We start from the raw sequence: 25,038 nt of genomic DNA on the forward strand, positions 1-25,038 counted from the left end.
CCGAGATGACCGCAGCAGGACGGCCCTCTCCTTTGGCGCCATCGGGAATGGTCCCGATGCAACCGAAGGAGAACTACCATGGCCACCACGATCGCAAACCTCACCACCAAGGCCGACGGCTCGATGGAAGGCGTCTTTGCCACGCTCCGGGTCAACGCCCCGATCACCCTTATCCCGAACACCAACAAGTCGCGCGAGGACGCGCCCGACTACCGGATCGTCAACAAGCGCACGGGCTTCGAGATCGGAGCAGGCTGGCACCGGATCTCCCAGCGTTCGGGAGAGGAGTACCTCTCGGTCAAGCTGGAAGCCCCCGAGATCGGCGTGATCTTCGGCAATCTCGCCCCCGCCCCGGGTGGCGAGGAGAACAAGAAGGTCATCCTCTGGAACAATCCCCAGTGACAGCCACGAACGGGCCGGCTTCGAAAGGGGGCCGGCCCCTTCACCTCACCTTCCCGGAACAAGGAGGCTACGATGAGCCGCTATACGATCACAGTCACTGGCACCGTCACCGGACACAGCCGCTCCGACCGCGAGGCCATCATCGGCTACGACCCGCCGCTGCGAACCTACTTCCTGCAGGCATTCCCTCACGAAGAGACCGACGAACCGGCGCTGTGGCTTGGCACTCACGGTCAGGCGTTTGAGATGCTTGACGATCTTCACCACGCCGCCATGGCGCACGGCTATGATTTCATGCCGCTGCCGCCCGACGTCGCCACAAGCTGGCGGATGACAGGCCGCTACCGGCGATCGTCCGCAGCATGAAGGAATCGTCGGGGAATTGCTGAAACGTCTCCATCGGCCTGATTAGGCGAACGCGCAAAAAAAGGGCCTGCGACGGAGAGCATCCGTCGCAGGCCCTTTTTTTGCGCGTCCCAGCGAGCCGCAACTGTCCCTCATCACCCTGAGGGGACAGCGGTATCCAGGCAGCTGCCTATCCTTCGGCAGCCCGATTGCTCGTTGCTCACAGATGGATAAACCGCCCGCCAGGCGCAAGCTGCTGGATGAGATCGAAGTCGACAGTGTTGACGGTGAGCACGGACAGACCGGCCTTGGCGGCGGTGAGATCAATCAGTGCGTCGTTCAGGCATTCCTTGCGCTGATCCTTATGAAAATTCTGGATGCGAGACAGAGAGCCGGCGATGACGCCGGCATCGATCCAGGCCTGATCGTCCGGGCTCAGGATGCGGCTGTCGGGGATGGTATCGAAAAGCGCGGTATAATAATCGCGGACCCGGCGCCAATCCGGCTTCGCCGGATCGTAATTGGCGACGCCATTGGCGAGTTCGGACAGGCAAATCGAGCAGTGAAACAGCAGCGAACGGTCAAGCAGCAACCGTGCCGCCTCCGGCAGTGTGCCCGCCGCCGCCATGATATAGATGTTGGTGTTCGGGTACCAGCGTCGGCCGGCCGGTCAGGCTGATATCCGTGACGCCGACCGGCCGGCCGCGCGTTCTTGGCGCCAGCCGGGCGCGGTTCTTTTCTGGCTTGTAGCGCCGCAGCGCGGCACGCAGATTAGAACTCAAGCTTGTGGCCCGGGCCGAGCTTGCCCTGTGTGCGCTTAGGGAAAAACGCAACCGGATCGGGCTGTGCGAGTGTGGCCAGCGCAAGGATGCCGAGCTCGGTTGGAGACTCGATCCCGCTCTCGCGCCGGGCGGCGTCGACCAGGGCTTTCGGAGCGCGGAAGGAGAGATGTTCCGTCTTGTCGCCGTCAAGCAGACCCGCACGGCGGGCATCCTCGAGCGCCACGGTCACCGCGGCTCGGCCGGCTTTCCGTCTCACTCCAGCCGCAGATGCGTTTGTCACACAAAACAAGGAGCGTCTGCATTCAGTGATAGGACGAACTGGACCAGGTGTTGCGCGGTTCCGGGCGAGTGCTGGCGTTGGACGGAGCGGGTTTTGGTTCCGCTTGAAAAAGACCAATCCTGAGGCTGAGGCTTTCGATTTCGGCGTTGTCGAGCTGGCGCGCGTTTTCGAGCGACGTCGAGAAGCGGGCGCAGCCGCCGACGATATGGCCGCTCCAATACGACACGTCTTGCGAGACACCGGTAAAGAGGCGCCAGATGAGGTTGCGCCGCCTGACGGTGCATGGGTTGCCCTTTGCGACGTAATCATCGATGTCGAGCACGATGTCCTTGATTTCGATGGCGTAGAAATCAGGGCGCCCGGCCGCGCCGGCCGGGGTTTTTTCGTGCAGCACGAACAGCCTGATCCAGTCGAGCCGGACGCCGTTCAGGTCATTGATGAGAATGCGGTTGAGGACTTTATCTCGACCGATATTGCCATTGAGGAACGACGCCTCATGGCCGTGCCGTCTGACGAGGACGATGTCGGCACGGGCAAACGTGCCCGAACGGTCGATCACAATGGCGTAGTGGCCGATACATGGCTGCCCGGCGTGGCCGGGAAAGTAAACCTCATGCATGTCGAATGCTCCTTTTGTCGTTGTTCATTTTCGCCGGAGGCGATGTGTATCAAGGCTGCTGCCAACCTGCTTCCGGAGTAGCGCCATGTCCGGCGCTGGCCTGAAAAAGGACGGCGGCATTCACGGGCGGCTCTCATGGTCGGGGGCTTTTTTTGCTCTTGTCTGTTTTCTGCGACGCGCCATTTCGGGCGTGTTGTCGCCGCCTGTTGAAAGGATCGGTTTCTGGCGCCCCGCAAGCGTCTCGCGCAGCGCCGTCATGATCGCTTCTGTTGCCGTCACCTTGTCCAGTTCGGCCAATCGTGCCGCCAGGTCCGCCGTTGGCGCAGCGATCGCAACGCCGGGGAATTGTGACGTTCGCGACCGCAGCTCGTTGAGAAGCGGCAAAAGCAGCACCAGCAGGTTTTTGGGCAAGCTTTGGATGGCCGACAGCGCCTCGGCCCGGGTGCGGGCTTCTTCATCGGACTTGCCGAAGAGATGCGGTGCTGCCTGGAAAATCATGTCAACGGGTGAGGCGTCCAGAACTTCGCAGATATGGATCAATCGCGTCACATGCATTTTGGAGATTGCTTTTTCATAGCGGCCAAAGACCTGCGTGGACAGTCCGATCATCGCGGCGAGTTGTTCGCGCGTCAGTTTCCGTTCGGCTCGTTTTGCGCGCATCTCCCGGCTGAGGCAGTCTTCCATATCGCCGAAGGAAGGCATCCCGGCAAAACCTGGCTTGCGCAGGATCGGCCTGTCGATCTCGGCGTCCCGCGTTTCGACAAGGCCGCGTTTGACAACATAGTCGATATCATTCCTGCTCTTTCTTGCCATGCAATCAGCCTCCCTGATGCAGCAGGTCGGCGTCGCTGATCAGGCGCAGGTTCATTTCATTGGGCCCCTTGATGCGCAGCACGGCATCGAGCTTGCGCAGGTCGCGCGGCGGCGTGCAGGCGAGCCAGGCGCGCAGCTTGTACAAGCCCGGCTTAAGGTCGGCGCCGTAGAGCATGGAGACGGTTTTTTCCTCACGCGCCGGCATCGGGATTTCCGCGCGCTCGGAACCGATCGGGCGATCCTGCAGCCAGATGGAGGCGATGCAGGTGGGGCTGCGAAAGACGTTGGAGCCGGTGGTGGCGCGGTATTCGACCGCCAGCTGGGTGCGCCCGGGGTCGGTGATTTTCAGCCAGCCCTGGAGTTCGACTGCGCCGAGGCCATCATAGACGACGCCGTTGCGGGAGAGCTCGCTCAGCGGAAGGGATCCGCCGATATAGACATAGCTGCCGAGGCTGTCGGCGGGGATGTCGGACAGCGCGTCGGCCTTGTTCGGCGCGATGCGGGCGATGGCGACGGCGCCGCGCTTGTAGGATGACGTGTCGGTTTCGGCGGTCGCCGGCCCGGACTGCACATTTTGCGATACGGCCTTTTTCTCCGGCGCTGCGGCTGGACGACTGTTCAAGTCGCCGGAGCCGGCGGCCATTGGTGCTCTGTTTGCGGATGCGTCGAGCCGCCGCAGGATGTCGTCGAGCTTGTGCTCGATGCGTTCGAGCCTTTGGTCGGTGGTGTCGGGTGGCGCTTGCTGGGCGACCGCGATGCCAGTTATACCGACCAGGCTGGCGAAACCGAGCAGGATCAAGGATTTTGATTTTCTCATCGGGGATTTTCTCCTCATGGCATGGTTCCAAAACTGTCGCGCGCGGCGGGCTCGACCTTGAGATGATCGAGCGTGCGGCCCGGCGATATCGGCGCCGTGTCTGTCGTTGCCGATGGCGCGCCTGGCGATCCGGGGGCAGGGGGCCCGGCGGTCGCCGTGTTGCCCGCAGTGCCGGCGCTCCCCTGTTGCGCACTGCCTTGTGAGTCCCTCGCGACCGGGGCGGTCTTTTCTCTGGCGCTGGAGGCGGCGTCGGGTCCTGCGACCTGCTGACCGATACTGACAGCATAAAAGATCAAAGCCAGAACGGCGGCGATGCTGGCATAGCGAAACAGCGGATCGTGCCTGAACAGGCCGGGAACGAGTCTGGTCCAGCGCAAAAGCGTGGCGCGTGCCGAAGAAAACAGCGGCGTCCCGCTCATGTCTCGCCCCCCTGTCGTTCCTGCATCGCCAGTGCCGCTTCGAAGTCTTGCGGCGCGATGCTCATGATGGCGTCGCGATTGGCGCAGCCGATACCTGTTGTCGCGAGCCGCACGGCCTGGGCCTCGCGTGTACGCTCCCACAGGGTGCGCACGGCGCGCGCATTGCCAAAACTTTTGTCGCCGCCGCGCTCGGCCTCCATGCGGACACCGGCAAGCTCTGCCGCCCGCATGGCTGCTTCATCGAGCACAAAACCTTCGCGTGATGACAGGCCTAGCAAAATCTCGGTCAATTCCGCAGCCGCATAATCCTCGAACAGGATCGTTCGCGTGAAGCGGGAGGCAAGCCCGGGATTGCTGGCGAGGAAGCGGCGCATCTCCTGCGTGTAGCCGGCGACGATGACGCAAAGGCGGTCGCGATGGTCCTCCATCAGTTTTAACAGGGTCTCGATCGCCTCGCGGCCGAAATCATTGCCGCCATGAGCGGGCGCGAGGCTATAGGCCTCATCGATAAACAGCACGCCGTCGAGCGCGGCCTCGACCGCTTGCCGCGTCGTGATCGCCGTCTGGCCGACATAGCCGGCGACGAGCCGGGAGCGGTCTACCTCGACGACATGACCGGATTTGAGCAGGCCAAGCGCTGCAAAAATCTCGCCCATCAGGCGCGCGGCCGTCGTCTTGCCGGTGCCGGGGTTTCCGAGGAAGACCAGATGCAGGCTGGCTGGCGCTGGCGTGATGCCGTGCCGGCGGCGCTGCTGTTGCGCCTGCAGCACGGCGACCAGTTTCCTGACCTCGGTCTTGACGGACTGCCAGCCGGTCATGGCGTCGAGCTCGGCGAGGATTTCATCGAGGGGTCTGCGTCTGGCCGGGCGGATCGACAGGGCAGGTCCTTTTTCATTACCGTCTTGGAGGCCCCCACCTCCCCGCCAGACATTGCGCGCCACCGGCACGCCATGTCTGGCGGCATGCGCCAGCCGCCAGGTCATGACGGCGGTCGCAAGGACGAGGATGATGCCGGCATGGGTCTCGGCGATGGCGAGAACGACGATCAGACCACCAAGACCGAGGAGGATGTGCGCGAGACCGAACCTGTGCATCGGCGATCCGATCAATTCGTCGCCGCGCTGGGCGCGAAGCGGTTGGCGGCGACTTTGGCGACCATCTCGGGCCGGCGAAAATAGATCGCGCGGCCGCAGCGCAACGGTTTGCGTCCCTGGACGAAGATGAACTGTTCGTCGGCGCGGGTATCGGCGAGAATTTCGGAAACGGTCGCCAGCCGGCGGCCGCGTTCCGACTTCTGCTCCGAGGCGCCGGTCGAGGCGGTGCCGATCTCGAGCGGCCTGGCGCTCTTGCCGCGGTTTCTTGTCTCGGAGTTGAAGATCACGCCATGTTCGCCGAGCGCCTCGGAGACGGCGCGCGCCTGTTCGAGCGAACCGATCGCGGCATAGGAGCGCCATGAGGCGCTCTCGAACCAGGAGGCCTTGCCGCCTTCACCCCACTGCTCGCGCAGCTGGCCTTCGGACTGGTAGAGCATGACCAGAGTGATGCCGTACTTGCGGCCGGCGTCGCGGGCGCGCGCCAGCGAGTTCATGTAACCCAGCCGCGCCACCTCATCGAGCAGGAAGACGATCCTGCCGCCGGGCAAGGAACCGTCGGCCTCATAGACGGCGTTGAGCAGCGCTCCGACGACGACGCGGGCAAGCGCCGGCGTCGATTCCAGCACCTTCATCGGGATGTTGACGAAAAGGTCGAGATTGCCGGCGACGAGGTCGGCGGTGGCAAAACTGTTGCCGGAGACCAGTCTTGCGTAGGCGGGATTGGCGAGCCATTCGGTCTGCTCGCTCATGTTGCCGTAGACGCCGGAAAAGGTTTCGGCGACGAGGCCCATCAGCTGACCGGCGAGATGTTTTCCGCGATGCGAGGACGACTGTTCATGAATGCGCTCGAGTTCTGCCCGCATCTTTTTCTCCGGAAGAGCGAGGCGTTCGGCCAATGTGACGAGGTTGCGTTTGGCCTCGGCGAGGTTGTTGTCGAAGACGATGTCGGAGAGCAACGTTTCGACGATCGCCTTGCCGCGGCCTTCGAAGAAGGCCTTGCCGGACGATGCATGGGTGTCGCGGGTCGCGGCGGATCTTTCGCCACAGACCCAATCGACGACGGCGCGGATGTCGCCATCGATCAGGGGCGAGTCCTTCTTCAGCCAGTCGAGCGCGTTGAAGGCGCCGGTGCCCTTGAGCGGATCGATCGAGACGACACGCCGTCCCATCGCGGTGCGCGCCCCGGTCAGCATCGGGGCGAGTTCGGCGGAGGGATCGAGGGTGACGATCGGGCCGCGATAGCCAAGCATCGTCGGCACGCAGACGGAGACGGTCTTGTAGGATCCGGAGCCGGCGAAGACGAGGCCGTGGGTGCCGCCCCATGACAGGTCGAAGCTGAGCAGCGGCGCCTTGCCGCCCTTGCCCCAGGTGGCGCGATCACGCGGATCGAATTGTCTGCCGCGCCTCGCCGGCGCGTCCTGATCGACGCGGTAGGCTTCGCCGATGACGACGCCGCCAATTTTGTTTCGACCCCTTTGCGATCCAGACAGTGGTGTTTCGCGGAACAGGTTCTGCGCTTCAGAAATATCCATCCAGTCGGCATGGCCGAAAGTATCGGAGGTGGCCCGCTCGACCGGTTTTTTTATCCCTGGACCGCGCAGTGACTTGCCGATCAGCGCGCGCACGCCGGCGACGGTGGCGAGAAAGCCGACGACGCCGGCGTAGAAGATCGCCATGTCGGCGATGCGCAAGATGTCGGACCAGGCGGAGGCGGGACGGTAGGAAAGCAGTCGCGTCGCTTCTGGCCACACCGTCAACCCGGTAGCAACCGCCATGCCGACGACGCCGGCGATGGCCGTTGCCGGCAGCGCCAATCCGGATCGCCGCAACAGGAGAGCTGCCGCCATGGCCAGCGCGGGACCCGAGAGCGCGACCGATGGCCAGGCGGCATAGGCGAATTGGTAGAAGAAGGACGACGGCGCAAGGCCGTCCTGGTACCAGCCGAGCATAAGGTCGGCCCACAGCGCATGGGTGTAGCGCCAGGCGGGATACCAGATGACGAGCGGCAGGATCGCGAGTGCCGCCTTGAATGCCGTCTTGACCAGATCGTATGAGATGCGCCCGAGCATTTTTGTGGTGAGCCCGGCTTATGAGCGTTCGGCTCGTTTGGCCGGCGCGGTGCCGGGATCGTGAGCGATTGAATTACGGCCCGATCCCTTTGCGACGCGACTGACGGTTCCATCATGCTCGGCTGCAAGCGCGCAGACGCTCGCGTGATCGGCCAGACCTTCCCAGTGCTGCAGGACCTTGTTCCAGCGCAGGCTGGCGCCGCGCAGACGCGTTGAAAACGCGGTGGGCAAGGCGGCAGGGAAGGTGACGGTCAGCGGTTCGACGGTTTCAGCGGCGACCTTCATCTGGCGATCCAGCGCTTTGTTTCCGGCCGACGCCCATGCGGTGATTTGCTTTTCGTCCTGTGCATTCGCCGACAATGCGAGCAGGGCGCCATAGAGCGCGTCGGCATTGAGGTCGAGCAATCCGGCCTGTTCGACGAGGGTTCCGGCTTCGATCAGCCGTTTGGTGCGCTGCTTGCGCTCGTCGGTCCTGATCTTTGCTTCCTGCTCGGCCAGGCGTGCCTTTTGCTGTTCGAGGCGGGACATGCGCTCCGCGAGCGACGTTCTGGGCATGACGGAGATCCTCCGATTCACTGTCCCCAAGCCCATTGGCAGAATGCCAAGCCTGAGCGCCAAGTCAACTGTTTTGCCATTTTGGCGTAGCCGTTTTTCGCCGGTGGCATTTCCAGCCTCTTTTTTCGACGCCGTCCGAGGATGCGTGGTTGCAGATATTTGCAGACGCAATATGCATTCATTGAATGCTTGCTTGCGCCGTTCTCGCGAAGCTGGCACTCTGGCGACATGGCTATCGCCTTCGCCCGTGCCCGTTACATCTCCCGTTCCGACGGCGGCAGCGCCGTGCGCTCGGCGGCCTATAACGGTCGCGAGGCGATCAAGGCGGAGCGCACCGGCGAAGTCTTCTACTTCAAGCACCGCGAGGCGCCGGAGCATCATGAGGTGTTGCTGCCGGAAGGGGCGCCCGCAGAGCTGGCGTCGAGCGATGCGCTGTGGAATGCGGCGGAGGCCATGGAGAAGCGCAAGGATGCGCAGCTTGCCCGCGAGATCGTGCTGGCGCTGCCGGCCAACAGCGAGCTGGGTCATGACGACCGGGTCGAGCTGGCGCGGTCGTTCGCGCAAGAACATTTCGTGTCGAAGGGGCTGGCGGTGCAGCTTGACGTGCACGCGCCGCATGGGGCGGAGAGCGAGGGTGAGCGCGCCAATTATCATGCGCATTTGCTGATCACGACACGGCGGCTCGGCGAGGACGGGTTCGCGGCGAGGAAGGCGCGCGATCTCGATCCTGTGATCAAGCGTGGCGGCGGCAGGGCAATCGTGGCGGAAGGTGAGGCTTGGGGGGAATTGTGGCGCGATCACCAGAACCGCTATTTTGCCGAACAGGGGTTTGGCATCCGGGTCGACGCGACGAGCGCGGTGCCACAGGAACATATCGGTCCGGTGCGGATGCGGGCGGTCGATGCCGAGGCGAATGTCCGGGCCGAGCAGATCCGGCGGGCCAACGAGGAGGCGGCGCGCGATCCGGAAAAGGTGCTTGCCGTTCTGACGCGCAACCAGGCGAGTTTTTCCGAATACGATCTCGACCGGCATTTGAAAAAGCACATTCGCGACGATGCCGAGCGAGCCGGGGTGAAGGCGGGCGTGTTGGGGCGCGAGGATGTGTTGGTGCTGCATGAGCGCGAAACAGGCGAAGGGGTTGGACGCTGGACGACGCGCGCGGTGCGCGATCAAGAGCGGGAGGCGCTGGCCGACGGACGTCGTGTCGGGGCGTTGCGGCATGCCGATCTGGGCGGAAGAATTCGGGAGCGCATCGCGGCATCGGGTTCGTTGCGACCGGACCAGTTTGCCGCATTCGAGCACGCGGCCGGATCGGGCGGGCTGAAGATCATCGAGGGGCGTGCGGGAACGGGAAAGAGTTTTGCGCTCGGCTCCATTCGCGATGCGCATGAGGCGTCGGGCTACCGGGCGATTGGCCTGGCGCCAACCAACGCGGTGGCGCAGACAATGAAGGAGGAGGGGTTTTCCAGAAGCTCGACGGTGCATGCCGAGCTGTTCCGGTTGAAAAACGGGCGCGTGCAGTGGGACCGCCGCACGCTTGTTGTGGTCGACGAGGCGGCGATGATGGATGCGAAGGTGACTGGGGAGGTGTTGCGCGAAGCGCGGCTCTCCGGCGCCAAAATCATTCTGGCCGGCGACGATCGTCAGCTGGGTTCGATCGAGCGCGGCGGGCTGTTTACCGAACTGAAAAAGGAACACGGCTCGGCGGAAATCACGCAGGTCACGCGGCAAAACGTCGACTGGCAGCGCGAGGCGGCGCGCGATCTGGCCGACGGGCGGTTTGAGGCAGCCTTGCGTGCCTTCGCTCGGAACAAGTCCGTCATCTGGACGTCGAAGCAGGAGGAACTGCGGGCAAAGCTGGTCGGGCAATGGGCGAAGGATACGGCGGTGGATCCGAACGCATCGCGGTTCGTGTTCGCCTATACCAACAGGGACGTCGATGCGCTGAACAAGGATATGCGCGCGGTGCGCCGCGAGCGTGGTGAGCTTGGCGAGGATTTTATCTTCACGACCAAACATGGCGAGGCGGCATTTGCCGTGGGCGATCGCGTGCAGTTCACCGACACGCTGAAGGGCGCCGGCATCTACAACGGCAATGCCGGCGTCATTACGAAGATCGATCGCAACTTCGGCCGCATCGGCGTGACGCTCGATGCGGCGTCGGGTCGGGAGGGGCGAAAGGTCGAGTGGTCCGCATCGGAGTTTACCGGGTTTCGGCACGGCTATGCCGGCACCATCTACAAGGGCCAGGGCAAGACGCTGGATCACACCTATCTCATGCACACGCATCACTGGCGGGCGGCCTCGAGCTATGTCGCGCTGACCAGGCAGCGGGAAAGCGCCAAGGTGTTCGTGGCGACCGAGACGGCGCGCGATCTCAGGCAGCTGGCACGCCAGATCGGCCGTCAGGAAATCAAGTCGGCGTCAGTGGCTTATGCGACAGCGGATGAGCTGACGCCCGAGCAGAGGACCAGGCTGGCGCAGGCGCCCGGTCATGACGGGGCGGCGCGGAAGGATGCCACTGTCAAGGAGGGAACGATGGAACGCACCGCAGACGCCGCCCGGCCTGCCCGCACCAGGGAGGCTGCACCGTCAACCGGAAATGAGTCGCCCGGAAATGAGTCGCCAAGTCACGCGGCAAGTCACGCGGCGCGGTCGAGCGAAAGCAACATTTTGGTGCCCGCGTTCGACGGGCAGGGCGCCGACGGCATTTTCCGCGACAGTCTCGGGCGCGGCCTTGACGACAGGAGCGTGGCCGCCGCTGTTTCGGGGGATGCCCAGGTGCAGCGCGAGCGGACTGGCCGCACGATCTACCTCCAGACAGCCTATCGCGATCCGAAGGCCGCCACGGCGCGGCTCGGCCAGATCATCGCACGCGACGGCGCCACGAGTGCTGCGCGGCGTCTCGCCTCCGATCCAGCCCAGCTCGGCGAATTGCGTGGCCGCGAGGGCTTCTTTGCCGGGGCCAAAGCCCGCGAGGAACGTGAGGGGGCGGTCCGGGCCGCCGCGGCGATCGGGCCTAACATCACCCGCGAGGCGCAAGCCGAGGTCCGGGCCGCCCAGGATTATCGCGGGAGCGTCGAACAGCAGATGAAGGCGGACGCCACCCCGGTTGCGAACCTCTCTGCTGGCGCCAGGCAGGCACTTGGCAAGGTGGCTGCGGCGAAGGGCGACAACAGGCGCGCCGAGGCCGTCAAGACGCTGTCGGCCGATCCCGACATCGCACGTGAGGTCGCGGGTTTTGCCAAGGGGGTCAAAGCCCGCTTCGGCGAGGACGGCGCCCGCGCCATGTTGCGCGCTTCCGCCGCTCGCAAGCCGTTCGAGCACCCATCGGTGCCGAAATCGGCGCAGGCCTCGCTCGACCAGGCCACCAAGTTTTACGCCGCTGCTCGTAGCGGCGAGCGCGAGATGGCGCGAATCGCCGAAAGCGAGCGTCTTGGTGCGCGAGAATCCCAGTCGACACGGCTGAAGCAGTAGGGAATGTGTCAGCCAGTAGCCGGCTTCAAGGTCCGTGGCCAGGGGCGTCTCTGCCGCGCTATCAACGGTAACGGGGACACCGTCAATCCCAGCTGCTTGCGCTTGTCGGCCACCCAACCGCGCATAAAGGACAATTTGCGCAGCACTACCGTTTGGGCTCGAGCGGCACAATCATTGCGTTAAATCGAATCCCTTCCCATTCACAAAGCCGACCCCTTGGAGTACTGGGAGCGCAGAGAAATCTCCGGTCGCAGCCTTACCCGGTCAAAACAAGGACCCAAACCATGAATGCCCTCGTCATCTGCTCCGGCGGATTGGACTCTGTTTCGCTCGCTCACAGGGTGGCAACCGAGCAGAAACTCATTGGCCTGCTTTCGTTCGATTACGGCCAGAGGCACAAAAAGGAACTCGGCTTTGCCTCTATGTGCGCCAAACGGCTGGGTGTTCGGCACCAGATCGTCGATATCGGCGATGTCGGCCGCAACCTGAGCGGCTCGGCGCTGACTGACACTGTGGACGTGCCCGACGGACATTATGCCGAAGACTCCATGAGGATCACCGTGGTGCCGAACAGGAACGCCATTATGTTGGCTATCGCCTTCGGGGTTGCCGCCGTGCAGCAGGCCGACGCGGTGGCCATTGCCGTCCACGGCGGAGATCATTTCATCTATCCCGATTGCCGGCCCGCTTTTGTCGATGCCTTTCAGACGATGCAGAACCAGGCGCTCGCCGGCTACGCCGATATCCGCCTTTACGCTCCCTATGTGAATATGTCGAAGGCCGACATCGTCAGCGAGGGGGCAAGGTACGATACGCCGTTCGAGGCGACGTGGTCCTGCTATAAGGGCGGCGAACGTCACTGCGGTCGCTGCGGCACATGCGTCGAACGGCGTGAAGCATTCAATTTGGCCGGCATTGCCGACCCGACAGACTATGAGGATGCGGACTTCTGGCTCAACGCCATCCAGACAAGGAGCGCGTGATGTTCCGCATTACCAAAGAGTTCCACTTCTCGGCCTCGCATCAGCTCACCTCCCTGCCACCTGGTCATCAGTGCGCGCGTCTACATGGCCACAACTATATCGTCGTGGTGGAGCTTTCAGGTGGCGAACTGGACGAACATGGCTTTGTGCGCGACTATCATGACCTCGCCGTACTCAAGCATTACATTGACGAGACATTCGACCATCGTCATCTGAACGACGTGCTGGGGCATGACCAAGCCACAGCGGAATGTCTCGCCAAACACTTCTACGAGTGGTGCAAGAGACTGCTACCGGAAACTTCCGCTGTGCGGGTGAGCGAGACACCGAAAACCTGGGCGGAATACCGGCCATGAGCTCAACGTTGGATTCCGGAATCCGCGTGAGCGAAATCTTCGGCCCGACCATCCAGGGCGAAGGCGTGCTGGTCGGCTTGCCGACGGTTTTCGTTCGAACGGGCGGATGCGATTATCGCTGTTCCTGGTGCGACAGCCTGCATGCCGTGGAAAATCGCTTCCGCCATGAATGGAAGACCATGTCCACAGACGCGATCTGGCAAGAAGTCAATGCGCTGTCGGGTGGCAGACCGGTGATGGTGTCGCTGTCAGGCGGCAATCCGGCCATCCAGCCGCTCGGCGCGCTGATCGAATACGGACATCGTAAAGGCTACCGCTTTGCATTGGAAACCCAAGGTTCCGTCGCCAGGAACTGGTTTGCCGAGCTCGATGTCCTGGTTCTAAGCCCAAAGCCGCCATCAAGCGAAATGACGACCGATTGGGCTGCGTTCGAGGCGTGCGTCGAGGCGGCGCGGGATAAGCCGCAAATCGTGCTCAAGCTCGTCGTGTTCGACGAAAGAGACTATGCCTATGCCAAGGATGCCGCCGCGCGTTATCCGCAACTGCCCGTGTATCTGCAGCCTGGCAATCACACGCCGCCGCGCCCTGACGACGAAGAAGCGTTCATTGACATGGATGGCATCATGAAACGCATGGAATGGCTGGTGGAAACGGTGATCCGCGACAGATGGTTTGAGGCGCGCGTCCTGCCGCAGCTTCATGTTCTGCTCTGGGGCAACAAAAGGGGCGTCTAGCCCCGGCAGTGCTGGTAGCTGGAATGCGTCTGGCCGATCAGGCGCCTCTGGCTTGGCGCTGATACTCATGTTTCCTGTTGCAAATTTTCCGGCAACCGGTCGATGGAGCGCGCGCATTGCTGCGCGCCTCGACCGCTGGCGCCGCCGTTGAGCATGCTTCCGTTCCAAAGACGCAACAAAGCGCGCTGGACGTTGCCGGCAAGCTTTACGCGACAGCGCGCGAGGGCGAACGCGAACATGCGCGACAGGCCGAAACGGAACGTCTGTCCGCACGGCAAACGGAAGGGGCCAGGCTGAAGCCGTGACCAACGCTCCTTTCCTCTGCACCACGCGATGGTGAGGTTGGGAAGCGTTCTGCGGGCGTTGTCCGCCGCGTGGAGAGATGTCCAGCCGCGCCTTTGTCGAGTGGATGAAGCTCAGGGAAAATGGGCTGATCACACAACGGGCAATCCCGGCGATCTTTGGGAATGGCTGCCGGCGGTCGCTTACGGTCTTACGGTAGAGGCAGGATAGTACGGCAGTGGGACTTCAGCATTGATTTTATGATGAAATTCTGTTTCCAATCTGCAAGAAATGGGAGAGAAATATGTTTCGTTATCTAGCGCGCCGTCATGATCGCAAGCACATCTTGAGGTCACTACAACGCCAGAAGCGTATCGATCACAGGTCCATAGGGTTTGGTTATGACACCTCTTTGGCGTTCGCAGTTAACGAGGCAGAGGACAAATATGCTAGCGGTGGTGAATTGGCGTTCAGGGAGATTTCCGAGGGGGAACTGTTTTTCTCCCCGATCTTGCCTCCTAAGCCGTTAAGAGAAGAAGAAAATAGTGTTACTTTTCAGTCTGATATTACAACTGCAGATGGAGAAAACAATACATTTGAATGCCTAGTTACCGACAGCGGCTCGAAAGGTCATGCACTTGTTGTGTTTCATCATTGGTACGCGCGTAACCGTTACACTGCATTCGCCAAGTTCTTTGCTGCAAGAGGCATAACAGTTATTGAGGCGACCCTTCCCTATCACTTTAGCCGCGGTTCCGACGACTATTCCGAGGAAAATTTTTTTAATGCGAGTTTGGGACGTACCGTCCGGTCGATGAGACAGGCGGTATTGGATGGCCGTAAGATTGTTCGTTGGCTTTGTAGTAAGGGGTATTATAAAATCTCCGTTGTGGGCATGTGCTTAGGTGGCACGGTTGCTGGTCTGATCGCTAGCCAGGAAGAGAAGGTTGATAAAGCGGTTCTCATGGTATCGCCAATGAGCCCTGCTGATCTTGTTTGGACTGCGGAGACCATGAAGTCGTTACGTGGTCGTATTGAACCAGTCATGTCACTCGAGGATTTGAGAACCGCTTGGGATCGAATTAACCTAGAGATGCACACGTGGGGTCTCACACGTCCTCACCTGGATATGATGTTCGTGCTTGGCAAGAACGATACGATCGCACGTCCAGAAGCTACGGATCGCGTGATAGAGACATTGACGAAATGCAATCGTTCGCCAGAGGTCCTGCGTCTCAATTGTGGACATTCGTCTGTTGGGATTTTCCCTTACAACATAATCGCAGCCAGGAAGGTGCTGCGATTTTTGAAAGAAACTCCCACCTTAGCGGAGCTCTGGGATATTCGTGGGTTTCGCTACGACTTTAGCGAAGTTTGAGCGATAATGAGGATTCGACGAGCTTTTCCTCAAGAAGCTAAAGGCGGGCTGGCAGGACTACCGATATGAGTTCGATGTCCGCATCGTCCAGCCGGGTCTTTCGCGGGCAGCCATCACTGAAGAAGGCCTGCATCTTGTGGCAGGGGTCGAAACATATCTGCTCGAGACCCGAGCGATGAAATTACGGGTCATTGGCAGCGCTTAATCCCCCATTCCTGCTGGCGCAAGGGATCAATGCTAAACTGGATCTCGCTTCGCACTTCTGCAGATCAATCCGATGCCGAGCCTGGATGGATTGGCTCGAATGGCCCGGCATCAGCCACAGGCACCTCGGGCGGCGGCATAAGCATATCTCCGGCCTCGAACACCGAAGGGGCAGCCTCCGGCACCGGCCCATGACCGTTTACCGGGGGTGGTGGGCAACCTTCCTCGACTGCCGTAGCCCCATCTCCGAAGTCGGCGCTGGGGCCGCTTCATGGTTTCGCCACCAGGCGAAATCCATTCCGCTCAGGCTCTGTCAGAGTTATTCTCGTTGCCACATGGGGGGTCAATGGAACAGTTCCCGAACATTCTCGCTATCGCAACGGCTGCGGTCCCGCCAGAATATTTCTACCTGCCCTTTGATGGCGGTGACGGCGTATATCGTGAGCGTGTCTATTATAGAAAAGAGGCCCGCGATTCGGATTTTGCGCCAGTGCCGATTGAGCGCAATTCCAAATGGCATGTCATTGTCCGCCGCAGGCCGGAGGTGGACGAGTGATTCCGACTCAAAATATTGTTGCATGGGGTAACGTCGTTCCGTGGGCCGATCAGCGTCAGATCGAACAGGATCTGATCATTAGCCGCGCGATCGTCGAAATCTTCTCGGACCCGGTTCTCCGCGAAGAGCTACGCTTCCGAGGCGGCACTGGACTCAACAAGCTGCATTTCGCTTCTTCAAGGAGGCAGCGATGGCAGTGGAATGGACGATCACGATCGAGGGCAGGAACGAATTTGGCGACACCTGCCGGAAGGTGGTCCGCATCGGACCCAGACCGGCAAAATGATGGGTAAAAAACACAGGATGCTCCCCGAAATCGAGGAGCGCTCCCACATTGATTGGATCATCTAGAAAACTAGGCGGCCTCGAGGCCCTTCAGCGCCTTCGCGAAGGCGTCCTTGACCGGCTTGGATACGTCGGCCGCCGCCCTAGCGGTGAGCGCCTGGATGTCCTTGACTTGCTCGACACCCATTTCAAGGCGCTTGCGCAGAAAGATCCTGTGCAACTCAAAAACTTCGGACAGCGACTTCACACGGGCCAGAGCCTCAAGGTGCGAGAAGTCAGCTTCGGCGTTCGCGCGCAATGCCGCGATCATCTTCAGCGATAGCTCGTTGCCGGCCGACTTCGCCGTTTCGGCGCTCGACTCGAGCGCCTTCTGGGTCTCTTCAGCGCCTGACTTGAATTTTTGAAGCACCTCGTTCGTTTGCTCCATGCCCTTGTCTGCGACGGCGCGAAGTTGATCGGTAGCCTTGCCGGGATCGAAGGCCGCAAATTCGGTGGCCTCGGTTGCGCTGGACTTGTCAGTGGGTTTGGACATTTCTTGAACCTCCGCTTGAAGATGTTTCCCGCCCGCGACAGCACATTGGGGCTGATGTGTGACAGTGGTATGTGCACTGCAACAATCTGGTGCGGCGTGCCGGCTCGGCCGCTCCAGATCGGCTTCGCGCGGACGTGCCAGTGATCGAATGGGTTACGGGTCATGACGTGCCGTCATGGCGCGTGCCGACCTCGCCTTTGCCGAGAACGGTTTCACATCGGCCCGGCGCCGGCCTTGAATTTCCCGGGCGCGCTCCGGGCCGCCACGATGGTGGCATCGACGAAATGCCCGCCCATCTCCAGGTAGCCGGCCTTGCTGAGGCGCTTGTCGAAACGGGCGAACAGGTTGTCCCCCGCGCCGGCTGTGTGAGATGCTCCCGGAACAGCCAGATCGTTTTGGCGTCGGCACCCTGTCTCCGAGACCCAGCCCGAGGAAGCGCATGAAGGATTGTCGGTCCTGGATCTGGAACTCGGCCTGGTCGTTAGACAGGCCGTAGAGCGCCTGCAGAACCATGATCTTGAACATCATCACCGGATCGTAAGGCGGCTGGCCACCCTTCGCGCCATCGGAGCGCTTCAGCGCCTTGCCGAGCGGCTTGCGGGAAAACCTCCCACGGCACCACCGCATTCAGCTTCTCCAGCGGATCGCCGGCCTCGCTCAGCCGGACATATCGCTCGTCAATGTCCCAGAGACCAGCCTGTCCCCGCATCCACTGCCTCCGCGCAAATCAACGCGTCGAGTGAATCAAAATCAAAGGCGAGATACTTCGAACTGCCTCCGCGGCTCCGGCAACGAAATCGACTTCGTCCCCGTGGTCAAACTGTTCACGCGGGATGCCGGCGCGACCTGGCTTCTGACCGAAATCGATCCGGATGACCCGGACCACGCATTTGGTCTTTGTGACCTTGGCTTAGCGGCCCGGAGATCGGTAGTCTGAGCCTCTCAGAGCTCGCTGCCGTTCGTGGCCGCCTAGTTCGAGCGTGACCTGTATTTCAGGCCGGACAGGCCGCTGTCGGCCTATGCCAGCGGGGCTCCATCGCCTCGGCCGCATCCAGGTGTGACGTTCGTCACGATGCTCAACGCCATCCTTACGGGTGGCGTTGAGTGCCGAATGCGATAGCGGCTAGACCTCAGGCCCTGGCCTTACGTTTCGTCGCAGGTTTCTTGGCTGGAAACGGCTTCCTTCCCAAGCCTAGCGACTTGGCCAAAGCCGAACGGGTCGCCGAATAACTCGGCGCCACCATTGGATAGTCCTTCGCCAATCCCCATTTCGCCCGGTATTCATCAGGCGTCAGCCCATGACTGGTCGCAAGATGGCGTTTAAGCGACTTGTATTTCTTACCGTCCTCGAGGCTGATGATGTAGTCCGGAAACACCGACCTTTTGGGGTTAACTGCCGGCTTGGGCGGGGGTTCTACTATGGGAGATGGCGGGCTAATATTCGACAATGCCGAATTCACGCTCGCGATCAAATCCGACAATCCGGACACTGGAACAGCGTTCTTTTGGACATAGGCGGCAACGATATCGGCAGTAAGTTCAATCATATTATTGTTTGGTTCCCCGGGCATCGACGTGCTCCTTCAATCACCATATTCTCATATCCGTCAAAGAGACGATATGCGCCCAACCTATGCCATTTGGATTTTCTCCAATCAAGTCGGATATTTGGCTTTTCTGTATGACGCAGGGGAAAAGCGAACTTTCGTTTGGTGGCAAAGCGTAGCCACGCCAAACCAACCTCCCGGTTAGTGCGGGACCAAAGAATGTTGCACTTGCCTCAATTGACGATAGGCTAAGGGCGTCAAAGGCGGGGTCTGAGGTTATGCAAAGCGAGATATCACGGAGTATAGATTGCAAATTCCTAATAAAGCGTCTGCTGTTTCTATCTATATCCTTTGGTCGGACCACCTAACTGCTTACGGTCGAGAGCATCAGCCCATCTATTTGAAGCTCCTGGGGGCGTGGTTCGACGAAGCCAGCATAGAAGAGATGGTGGAGATATTGGGAATCGACCCGTGGGACGAGCCAGTTCGCGCCCGCGACGCGGTTCGCTGCCATCTCGATCGTGTGGTGTGGCTGCTGACTCTACGGGATCCAAGCGGCTTTTGAAATCCTTGCCGCAAAAGTACTCCTAGAATCGGCACGAATTCTTTGCCAGTTGATCGACCCAAATGCGCGGACGGGGGCTCGGACGAAGAGCGGTGAAGCTTCCGCTATCGTCCGGAGCTCTCCGATAGTTCGCCCATGCATTCCTCGAGCTTCTCCAGGCGAAGCTTCGCCCTGCGAAGTTCATGTCCGGCTTCGAAACGTCGATGGCGTCCCAAAGGTGCGGTCGTCATGAGGTCGAGCTCCAGTTCGGCAATGCGCGCGCGCACCTGTCGAGCGTCGTCCTGGCGCAACGCTCTAATCAATCCACGTCCACGCATTAGTCTTCCCTGCAGCACCCCAAAAGCCATGCTGGTCTATCCTCGGAGACCCTAATTTCCGGCAAGCCGAAACGCTCTAAATTTAACTTCGGCTACTTTAGCGATGATAAGGCGCTTGGCATGAGGCGGACAGGCGAAGGTGGCGCCGGCCAGGAGCGCAGCTGCGAGGTCGCAGCGGCTGCGGGACGGCGGCTGGGATGTGGATAATTGGGCCTGGCCTATTGCGGATTACGCCAGCCGGCGCGCACCCTGGCTACCATGGTGGCGGAGCATGTTGAATTGGCGTTGTTTGAGCAGTCGTTCGGCAATCGCGAGGGCCTGCATCAACCGTTCGGTGATCGTGTGGCTGACGCTGCGGAGAAAACCGCAGGAGCGGTTCTATTCGATGTACGTGTCGACGGTGATATCTGCGTTCAGCGGATGGCTGGGATTGGGTATGGCGAAACCGGCACAGCGATAATCGTAATGGAGAAGAGCGGACAGCTTAGATGCGCCTCGATCAACGGAGACACAGCCCTTTTGGTGGCAGAATTGGCTGCCTGGGATGCGTCGCCGCTAAGTGAGCAGGCGAGGGGTGACCACCGCGGAACGGCCATCACCCTGCTCGCGAGGCTTCGTGGCTCGGGTCACTTCGCCCCGTTCCCAGCCGGCTGAGCGTTGCTTCTTACGGGAGGGCACATTCGCGTCGGTACGGCAGCTTTCGGCGAAACAAAAAGGCCCGCGACGACGTCGCGGGCCTTTCCCTTCTGATCGGCTGGGGTTCGATCAGAAGTTGCGCTGGAAACGGACGATGCCGCCAACGCTATCCTTCTTGTCGGCCTTGGTGAAGTTGCCGAACGGAGTGCCATCGTCGAAGTGACCGAAATGGTCCCAGTCGACTTCGGTCGTGATCGTGAAGCCCGGAACGATGGTGTAGGCGACATTCGCAGCCAGAGCGATGTTCTTGTCGTCATCGGCCGAAGCCTGGACGTTGAACGCTGTCTTGGCATTGAACTTGTAGGTGCCACCGCCCCAGACGGCCCAGTTGCCGCCCCACGGCTTGTAGAAGCCGCGGCCATGAGCGTTGACGGCGTTGGTGGGGTCGGTGAGGTTGTTGTCGGTGCCGTAGCCGCCCATGACGAACAGCGACAGTTCCTTGCTGACGTTGACGTCCAAACGAACCTTGCCGGCCACTTCCTCGTAGTTGCTGTCATAGGCGACAACGCCGGTGATCGCACCCCAGTCGGCCTTGTACTTCAAGCCGCCGACGACATGCGGAACATAGCTGTCGATCGTGTTGGCGCCGGAGCCTTCTTCCAGCGAGACAACGCCCGAGAAGCCGCTGCCAGCGTCGAAGTAGTAGCTGACGACGTTGGTGTCCTTGATCCCGTACGGGATGATCGTGTCCTGGATGACATTGCCGGCATAGCCGATGAACGCGTCGTAGGGTGTCTCATCCTTACCGACGCGCAGGCCGCCGAGCTGGATCCACGCGAAATGCAGGTCGACCGGCTTGTTGGCGGCGGGATTGCTGTCGACGTTACCGCGCGCATCAGTGACAAGGTTTTTGTCACCGAAATTAAAGCGCGTTTCGGTGTAGGTCTTCAACGTGCCGAGCTCGGTTTCCTGGCCGGTCCAGGTCTTCAACGTGAAGCGGGTGTTCTTAAACCAGGTGCTGTTCTCGCTGCCGTTTTGCACGTCGGTGGTCTTAGCGCCATCGAACGTGCCGATGTCGCCCACGCCGGCGTCATAGCGGATATAGCCGCCGATGCGCAGGCAGGTCTCGGTGCCGGGAATGTAGAAGTAACCTGCGCCATAGACGTCGCAGATCTTGACGTATTCGGCCGGTTCCGGCTCGGCGACGACGACCGCATCGGCGGCGCGGGCGCCGGAAACTGCGATCAGGGTCGCAGCGGAGCCGAGAAGAAGGCTCTTGATGTTCATTTTCTTGAATCTCCAGTCAAAGGTTCAGGACAGGCTTCGGCAGGTCACTTGGGCTTTCCTGCCACCCCCGTCCTCATCGTTGAAAAAGTCGCGCACCGTGCGGCTTCTTCGCGCTCGACATGGCCGACTTCGCTGCAGTGCACAAACGGAGATTGAAACTGGAAAGCGGCTCTTTGGCTTTTTAAGAAGTATTGTTGCAGGAATATCACGAATATATGCCATAATTCGGCACATATTGCACAAGATGTACAAACGAAACGTGGACTAGCCTGAGTTGATTCTATTTATGACTGTTTTACAACGAGATGTTACTCGCCAAGTAAACCGGTATTACAATTGCAATCTAATCGATTTGAAAATCAGAACGTCAAACTGAAGAGTTGATACTGCCGGTCGATGAACAGTCGCGTGCGGCCAGTATGACCTCGTGCACCATGTCGTGCTTGAGCATTTCAATGGGAATGCGACCGTCGAGATCTGGCGAAGGGCGGGCCAACCAAAACCAGGCCAGCCTTGGATTGGGAATGAGGGACAGCACCTCACTGATCCCTAGCGCCGGCCTGCCATCGATGAACTGGGCCAGCGGGAAGACATGCTTGCGGCCGCCCTTGCGCAAGGCAATGACTTCGTTGCGCCTTTGCCAGCGATGAAGCGTGGAGCGCGGGATGCGGAGCTTCTCTTCCAAATAGGTCGATCCGGCAACTCCGCCCGCCCAGTCCTCGATCACCATCGATTGGAGCTCTGCGGCTCCCTCGGCAACGTGTTGGAACGCAGGCTGGCCGGGTCCGGCCGCCGGCGCTGGCCTCCCCGAAGCGTAGTCCGCTTCGGCGGGGTGGCTGTGCGCGATCTTGTTTGCCATCGTGCGGAAGAACTCGGAGGCGAGCGCAGTCAAGTCGCCCTTGAAAGAGCCGATCGCGAGCGACTGTGCCTGCGGCAGGAAGGGCAGGGCGGCGGCCACACTGCCCGCAATCGCGCTGACGGAAACGAGCGCCTCGGCGTCAAGCAGGACACCATGCTGCGTCAATGCCTGTTGCACCGCCTCGCCCACCAGACCCGCCAAGGCTTCGTGGGATATCCCAACCATCGGATTTGGAAATCTGGTCATGTATCTCACTTGCCGGCCACGCGCGCTCGTCCCCAACTGTAGCCGGTTGAAAGGCTACAGCAGGCAGACGGAATGGTAACGACCATAGACACAGCGACCTGACAGGCAGCTGTCTTGCATTTTTTCATACCCCAACTGGCTGCCCCGAAATGTCAGTTGCGGGACGCCTCAGTGTGCGTGTAGGGGTGGTGTGTGACAGATGCACGACAGACCGCGTTGTTTGATGCCCTTATAGAGTGACGCACCTTTACTATTGCACTCTTGCTGCTTTGCTTCGGGCGCGGCCGCGGAGCTTGGCCACTGGAAGACATCTGCGGGAGTTGATTGGTGGTGTCCCAATGGTCGATGATGGTGGCAGCCGCCGGGGAATCTCGAGCGCATAGGCAAAGAGTTTGGCGATCGTGACTTTTTGCTACCGGAGATCATTGCCTACCTGCGCTCGATTGGTCGGTACATAAAACCCCACTCGCCAGCGACGCATTGGTCAGAACATCAGAGAACACAGTAGGGAAAGGTGCGCTCAGTCCACCCACGTGGCTTCTTTCCTTACACCGTCCACCAAGTGGCGAATGCTATCGCGAAAACGGTTACGACGATCCAGAACATACACGTCTGGTCTCCGTTTCGGCCAGATTCGCCATCTTCGAACACGTCGTAACCTCCCATTCCTCCAACGGTAAGCATTCCATACCACAACAGGAACACTATCAAGCTGCTCGCGAGCGAGGGCAGTGACATGGGTTGGGCTAGCATCCGCTAGAAAACTCTCTGGACGAACCACTGGGGTCGGTAACGCGTATCCACGGCTCACCAGGTACGCGACCAGGCTTGAGGGGGCGCGGTATCGCCTTCACCACTGCGTGAACATGGCTTTGTGCCGCGACTGACACGCTACGGACGATCTTTGAGCCGTCCATCTCTTCGACTTTGAAACGTTCCATCGACCTGCTTCCTCGCAACCGACAATTACCAAAATCCGAAACCAATGGAACTGCCATGGACCGCACCTTCGTGAGCGATTGCAAGGCTAAGAGCGGGCAAACGACTCTCGGTGTACTACTCTCTTTAAAATGGAGCTAAGGCTGGTTCGAAAACCTATACTTAACCGTAGTGCCAATGCGGCTTCGGTTCTGTGCTCAAAAACATCACACCGATCTTGTCTGCTCGTCGCCACTTAACAACAGACTTATAGCCTATGCCGTCAATCGGGATGTAGAGAAGGAATTCATCCGGAACGCGCGCTTCGATTGACACCTGCAACTCCGCACCTTTGGAATGCATGTTTCGAACAGTGCACTTGACCTCTGATTTTGATATACCTGTCAGTATCGTCGCCCCTTTGAGAACACGCCGACGCCGCTGTTTTCGCAAGTCTTCACCGCTGCGCATAAAACACCCATGGACGAGTAACGTCGGATTGCCGCACGCGCGTCTTTACGTTCGTTCGGCGTGGTCGGCAAGCCATGAGCCGCTTATTCACAGAATAAGTGGAAAGTCGCCTAAAACTGTTCTACTGGCGGCAGTAATAAGGACGGCCGTTGACCATCTTCATGGTGCCGTAGGTGGATGGGCCGCAGGTGATGGCGGGGCCATCCGCCAGTTGCAGGACGGTGGCGGAGACGGTGCCGGAGATTTCCAGAGCAACCGCGGGAGTAACGGTCCCTATGCCCACCTTGCCGCCGAAATTGGCGGCGCCCAAATAGGTCTGGCTGACGCCCAGGTAACCCCAGGTGCTGGCGCCGTTTGTGAGGGAGACATATCCGCTGTTGCCGTTGGCAATGACCTGGGCGGTGCCGGAGGTGATACGGTCGGCGGTGGCGACGGTGGAGGAAGCATCGGCGAGGTTGGCCCAGCCGCCGGTGCCGTAGCAGACCTGGAAGGCGGTGCCGTTGTAGCGGATGGCGCCGGAACGGTTGGTGTCGCAGGTTTCTCCGCCGTTGGCGATGCGGATGGTGCCGGAGACGTGGAGGGTGGTCGACGGGATGTAGCCGATCATGCCGCCGATACCCATGTTGCCGTTCGCGCTGAAGTAGCCGGTGGCATCGACGCTTAGGCGCGTGGTGCCGTTCGTGCGCAAGACCAAGCCATCGGCGCCGTTGGTGCCCACGACCATGGCTGAGCCCGGGTAGTCGATGACGCCGTAGGTATTGGGTGCCCCGGCGCGACCAATGTAAATGCTGCTACTGGTGGCACCATAGACGTGCAGGGTGCCGCTGGGGCTTGAGGTGCCGATGCCAAGCTTGTTGCTGATGTAACCGTTGGTGGCGGAGATTGCACCGGTGGTGGAGACGCCTGCGCCGACATGCAAATGCCGGTGGTGGAGACTTCGACGATGTTGCCATCGCCCAGAACCACCTGATTGGACTTGCTGGGCTGGGCGTTGAAGCCAACGCCGGTGACGTTGCTGAAGGTATTGGACACGACGCTACTGTAGACAGCATATGCACCTAGCCCGCTTGATGCACGGCGATCGGCTTTCGGCGGCCTGCATCGGCGATCTGGCCGCCCTCGGAGTGCATTTTGACAAGCCTCGTCGGGCGCCGGCGATGATCCGTCGTGATGGAAGGCGGGGGTTTGCGGGTTGAGGTCGGCCGGTTTG

30 protein-coding genes are annotated in these 25,038 nt (G+C 60.7%); 12 read left to right on the plus strand and 18 right to left on the minus strand.

Features of this window, described 5'->3' with window-relative positions; all coding sequences use genetic code 11:
• Positions 1-78 precede the first annotated feature (78 nt).
• Together CKW40_RS36830 and CKW40_RS36835 are read left to right on the plus strand one after the other, a co-directional pair.
• Positions 79-402, plus strand: coding sequence for a DUF736 domain-containing protein (locus tag CKW40_RS36830; RefSeq protein ID WP_006205585.1), 324 nt, complete (start codon positions 79-81; stop codon positions 400-402).
• A gap of 72 nt (positions 403-474) precedes the next feature.
• On the plus strand, positions 475-768 hold the full coding sequence (locus CKW40_RS36835) for a hypothetical protein (protein WP_244571436.1): 294 nt from the start codon (positions 475-477) through the stop codon (positions 766-768).
• 199 nt (positions 769-967) lie between these two features.
• Here the strand turns inward: CKW40_RS36835 and CKW40_RS36840 are convergent, their stop codons facing one another.
• From CKW40_RS36840 to traD, 10 genes are all read right to left on the minus strand, one after another.
• A complete protein-coding gene (locus CKW40_RS36840) occupies positions 968-1,339 on the minus strand; it encodes a type II toxin-antitoxin system VapC family toxin (protein WP_244571437.1) in 372 nt (123 codons plus the stop codon).
• Entirely contained in the window at positions 1,329-1,529 is a 201-nt protein-coding gene (locus CKW40_RS44915; protein WP_244571438.1) for a hypothetical protein, read from the minus strand. Before CKW40_RS44915 ends, CKW40_RS36840 begins: the two co-directional genes overlap by 11 nt.
• Entirely contained in the window at positions 1,519-1,785 is a 267-nt protein-coding gene (locus CKW40_RS36845) for a hypothetical protein (protein ID WP_179298246.1), read from the minus strand. The genes CKW40_RS44915 and CKW40_RS36845 overlap by 11 nt, the downstream gene beginning before the upstream one ends.
• Before the next feature lie 46 nt (positions 1,786-1,831).
• Positions 1,832-2,368 carry a hypothetical protein gene (locus CKW40_RS36850; RefSeq protein WP_179298247.1) on the minus strand — a complete coding sequence of 179 codons (537 nt, stop codon included), beginning with the start codon at positions 2,366-2,368 and terminating at the stop codon, positions 1,832-1,834.
• 180 nt (positions 2,369-2,548) lie between these two features.
• A complete protein-coding gene (locus tag CKW40_RS36855) occupies positions 2,549-3,241 on the minus strand; it encodes a helix-turn-helix transcriptional regulator (RefSeq protein WP_095204594.1) in 693 nt (230 codons plus the stop codon).
• Between the two features lie 4 nt (positions 3,242-3,245).
• Complete coding sequence (locus CKW40_RS36860; protein WP_095204595.1) at positions 3,246-4,058, minus strand: hypothetical protein; 813 nt, start codon at positions 4,056-4,058, stop codon at positions 3,246-3,248.
• 14 nt (positions 4,059-4,072) lie between these two features.
• Positions 4,073-4,477: a hypothetical protein gene (locus CKW40_RS36865; protein ID WP_095204596.1), complete on the minus strand. Its 405-nt coding sequence runs from the start codon at positions 4,475-4,477 to the stop codon at positions 4,073-4,075.
• Positions 4,474-5,571, minus strand: coding sequence for an AAA family ATPase (locus CKW40_RS36870; protein ID WP_095204618.1), 1,098 nt, complete (start codon positions 5,569-5,571; stop codon positions 4,474-4,476). Before CKW40_RS36870 ends, CKW40_RS36865 begins: the two co-directional genes overlap by 4 nt.
• Before the next feature lie 11 nt (positions 5,572-5,582).
• Positions 5,583-7,640: a type IV secretory system conjugative DNA transfer family protein gene (locus CKW40_RS36875; protein WP_095204597.1), complete on the minus strand. Its 2,058-nt coding sequence runs from the start codon at positions 7,638-7,640 to the stop codon at positions 5,583-5,585.
• Positions 7,641-7,658: 18 nt separating this feature from the next.
• Positions 7,659-8,366, minus strand: a complete 708-nt coding sequence (traD, locus tag CKW40_RS36880) for a conjugal transfer protein TraD (protein WP_244571439.1) — start codon at positions 8,364-8,366, stop codon at positions 7,659-7,661.
• A 57-nt stretch (positions 8,367-8,423) separates the two neighbouring features.
• Here traD and CKW40_RS36885 point away from each other — a divergent pair, with 57 nt between their 5' ends.
• From CKW40_RS36885 to queE, 4 genes are all read left to right on the plus strand, one after another.
• A complete protein-coding gene (locus CKW40_RS36885) occupies positions 8,424-11,672 on the plus strand; it encodes an AAA family ATPase (protein ID WP_095204619.1) in 3,249 nt (1,082 codons plus the stop codon).
• A 284-nt stretch (positions 11,673-11,956) separates the two neighbouring features.
• The gene (gene queC / locus CKW40_RS36890; protein ID WP_095204599.1) at positions 11,957-12,655 is read left to right on the plus strand and encodes a 7-cyano-7-deazaguanine synthase QueC; all 699 of its coding nucleotides are present in this window, start codon (positions 11,957-11,959) and stop codon (positions 12,653-12,655) included.
• Positions 12,655-13,011, plus strand: a complete 357-nt coding sequence (queD, locus tag CKW40_RS36895; protein ID WP_095204600.1) for a 6-carboxytetrahydropterin synthase QueD — start codon at positions 12,655-12,657, stop codon at positions 13,009-13,011. Before queC ends, queD begins: the two co-directional genes overlap by 1 nt.
• Positions 13,008-13,745: a 7-carboxy-7-deazaguanine synthase QueE gene (gene queE / locus CKW40_RS36900; RefSeq protein WP_095204601.1), complete on the plus strand. Its 738-nt coding sequence runs from the start codon at positions 13,008-13,010 to the stop codon at positions 13,743-13,745. Before queD ends, queE begins: the two co-directional genes overlap by 4 nt.
• Before the next feature lie 65 nt (positions 13,746-13,810).
• Here queE and CKW40_RS44140 read toward each other — a convergent pair whose 3' ends face one another.
• Positions 13,811-13,984 carry a hypothetical protein gene (locus tag CKW40_RS44140; protein ID WP_179298248.1) on the minus strand — a complete coding sequence of 58 codons (174 nt, stop codon included), beginning with the start codon at positions 13,982-13,984 and terminating at the stop codon, positions 13,811-13,813.
• 347 nt (positions 13,985-14,331) lie between these two features.
• Here CKW40_RS44140 and CKW40_RS36910 point away from each other — a divergent pair, with 347 nt between their 5' ends.
• Together CKW40_RS36910 and CKW40_RS36920 are read left to right on the plus strand one after the other, a co-directional pair.
• Positions 14,332-15,405, plus strand: a complete 1,074-nt coding sequence (locus CKW40_RS36910) for an alpha/beta hydrolase family protein (RefSeq protein WP_095204603.1) — start codon at positions 14,332-14,334, stop codon at positions 15,403-15,405.
• A 550-nt stretch (positions 15,406-15,955) separates the two neighbouring features.
• On the plus strand, positions 15,956-16,165 hold the full coding sequence (locus CKW40_RS36920) for a hypothetical protein (RefSeq protein WP_095204604.1): 210 nt from the start codon (positions 15,956-15,958) through the stop codon (positions 16,163-16,165).
• A gap of 355 nt (positions 16,166-16,520) precedes the next feature.
• Here the strand turns inward: CKW40_RS36920 and CKW40_RS36930 are convergent, their stop codons facing one another.
• Positions 16,521-16,982 carry a phasin gene (locus tag CKW40_RS36930; protein WP_095204606.1) on the minus strand — a complete coding sequence of 154 codons (462 nt, stop codon included), beginning with the start codon at positions 16,980-16,982 and terminating at the stop codon, positions 16,521-16,523.
• A 153-nt stretch (positions 16,983-17,135) separates the two neighbouring features.
• Positions 17,136-17,609: a transposase gene (locus CKW40_RS44145; RefSeq protein WP_244571440.1), complete on the minus strand. Its 474-nt coding sequence runs from the start codon at positions 17,607-17,609 to the stop codon at positions 17,136-17,138.
• Positions 17,610-17,793: 184 nt separating this feature from the next.
• On the opposite strand from CKW40_RS44145, the gene CKW40_RS46080 reads away from it, so the two are divergent.
• Positions 17,794-17,919 carry a DUF2958 domain-containing protein gene (locus CKW40_RS46080; RefSeq protein WP_439331030.1) on the plus strand — a complete coding sequence of 42 codons (126 nt, stop codon included), beginning with the start codon at positions 17,794-17,796 and terminating at the stop codon, positions 17,917-17,919.
• Between the two features lie 193 nt (positions 17,920-18,112).
• On the opposite strand, the gene CKW40_RS36945 is transcribed toward CKW40_RS46080, so the two are convergent.
• On the minus strand, positions 18,113-18,553 hold the full coding sequence (locus CKW40_RS36945) for a Ros/MucR family transcriptional regulator (RefSeq protein ID WP_095204607.1): 441 nt from the start codon (positions 18,551-18,553) through the stop codon (positions 18,113-18,115).
• Positions 18,554-18,836: 283 nt separating this feature from the next.
• Between CKW40_RS36945 and CKW40_RS36950 the strand changes: the two genes are divergently transcribed.
• Both CKW40_RS36950 and CKW40_RS36960 read left to right on the plus strand, forming a co-directional pair.
• On the plus strand, positions 18,837-19,094 hold the full coding sequence (locus CKW40_RS36950) for a hypothetical protein (RefSeq protein ID WP_095204608.1): 258 nt from the start codon (positions 18,837-18,839) through the stop codon (positions 19,092-19,094).
• Positions 19,095-19,669: 575 nt separating this feature from the next.
• The gene (locus CKW40_RS36960; protein WP_095204609.1) at positions 19,670-20,065 is read left to right on the plus strand and encodes a hypothetical protein; all 396 of its coding nucleotides are present in this window, start codon (positions 19,670-19,672) and stop codon (positions 20,063-20,065) included.
• 111 nt (positions 20,066-20,176) lie between these two features.
• On the opposite strand, the gene CKW40_RS36965 is transcribed toward CKW40_RS36960, so the two are convergent.
• Entirely contained in the window at positions 20,177-21,334 is a 1,158-nt protein-coding gene (locus CKW40_RS36965) for a porin (protein ID WP_095204610.1), read from the minus strand.
• Between the two features lie 367 nt (positions 21,335-21,701).
• A complete protein-coding gene (locus CKW40_RS36970) occupies positions 21,702-22,439 on the minus strand; it encodes an antitoxin Xre/MbcA/ParS-like domain-containing protein (RefSeq protein ID WP_095204611.1) in 738 nt (245 codons plus the stop codon).
• Positions 22,440-22,818: 379 nt separating this feature from the next.
• Here CKW40_RS36970 and CKW40_RS46210 point away from each other — a divergent pair, with 379 nt between their 5' ends.
• Positions 22,819-22,947 carry a Y4lK-related protein gene (locus CKW40_RS46210; RefSeq protein WP_500684304.1) on the plus strand — a complete coding sequence of 43 codons (129 nt, stop codon included), beginning with the start codon at positions 22,819-22,821 and terminating at the stop codon, positions 22,945-22,947.
• A 593-nt stretch (positions 22,948-23,540) separates the two neighbouring features.
• Here CKW40_RS46210 and CKW40_RS44925 read toward each other — a convergent pair.
• Positions 23,541-23,828, minus strand: coding sequence for a PilZ domain-containing protein (locus tag CKW40_RS44925; protein ID WP_095204613.1), 288 nt, complete (start codon positions 23,826-23,828; stop codon positions 23,541-23,543).
• A gap of 121 nt (positions 23,829-23,949) precedes the next feature.
• Positions 23,950-24,747, minus strand: coding sequence for a hypothetical protein (locus tag CKW40_RS36985; protein WP_095204614.1), 798 nt, complete (start codon positions 24,745-24,747; stop codon positions 23,950-23,952).
• Positions 24,748-25,038: the final 291 nt, after the last annotated feature.

This window comes from Mesorhizobium carmichaelinearum (genome assembly GCF_900199455.1).
Lineage (GTDB): Bacteria > Pseudomonadota > Alphaproteobacteria > Rhizobiales > Rhizobiaceae > Mesorhizobium > Mesorhizobium carmichaelinearum.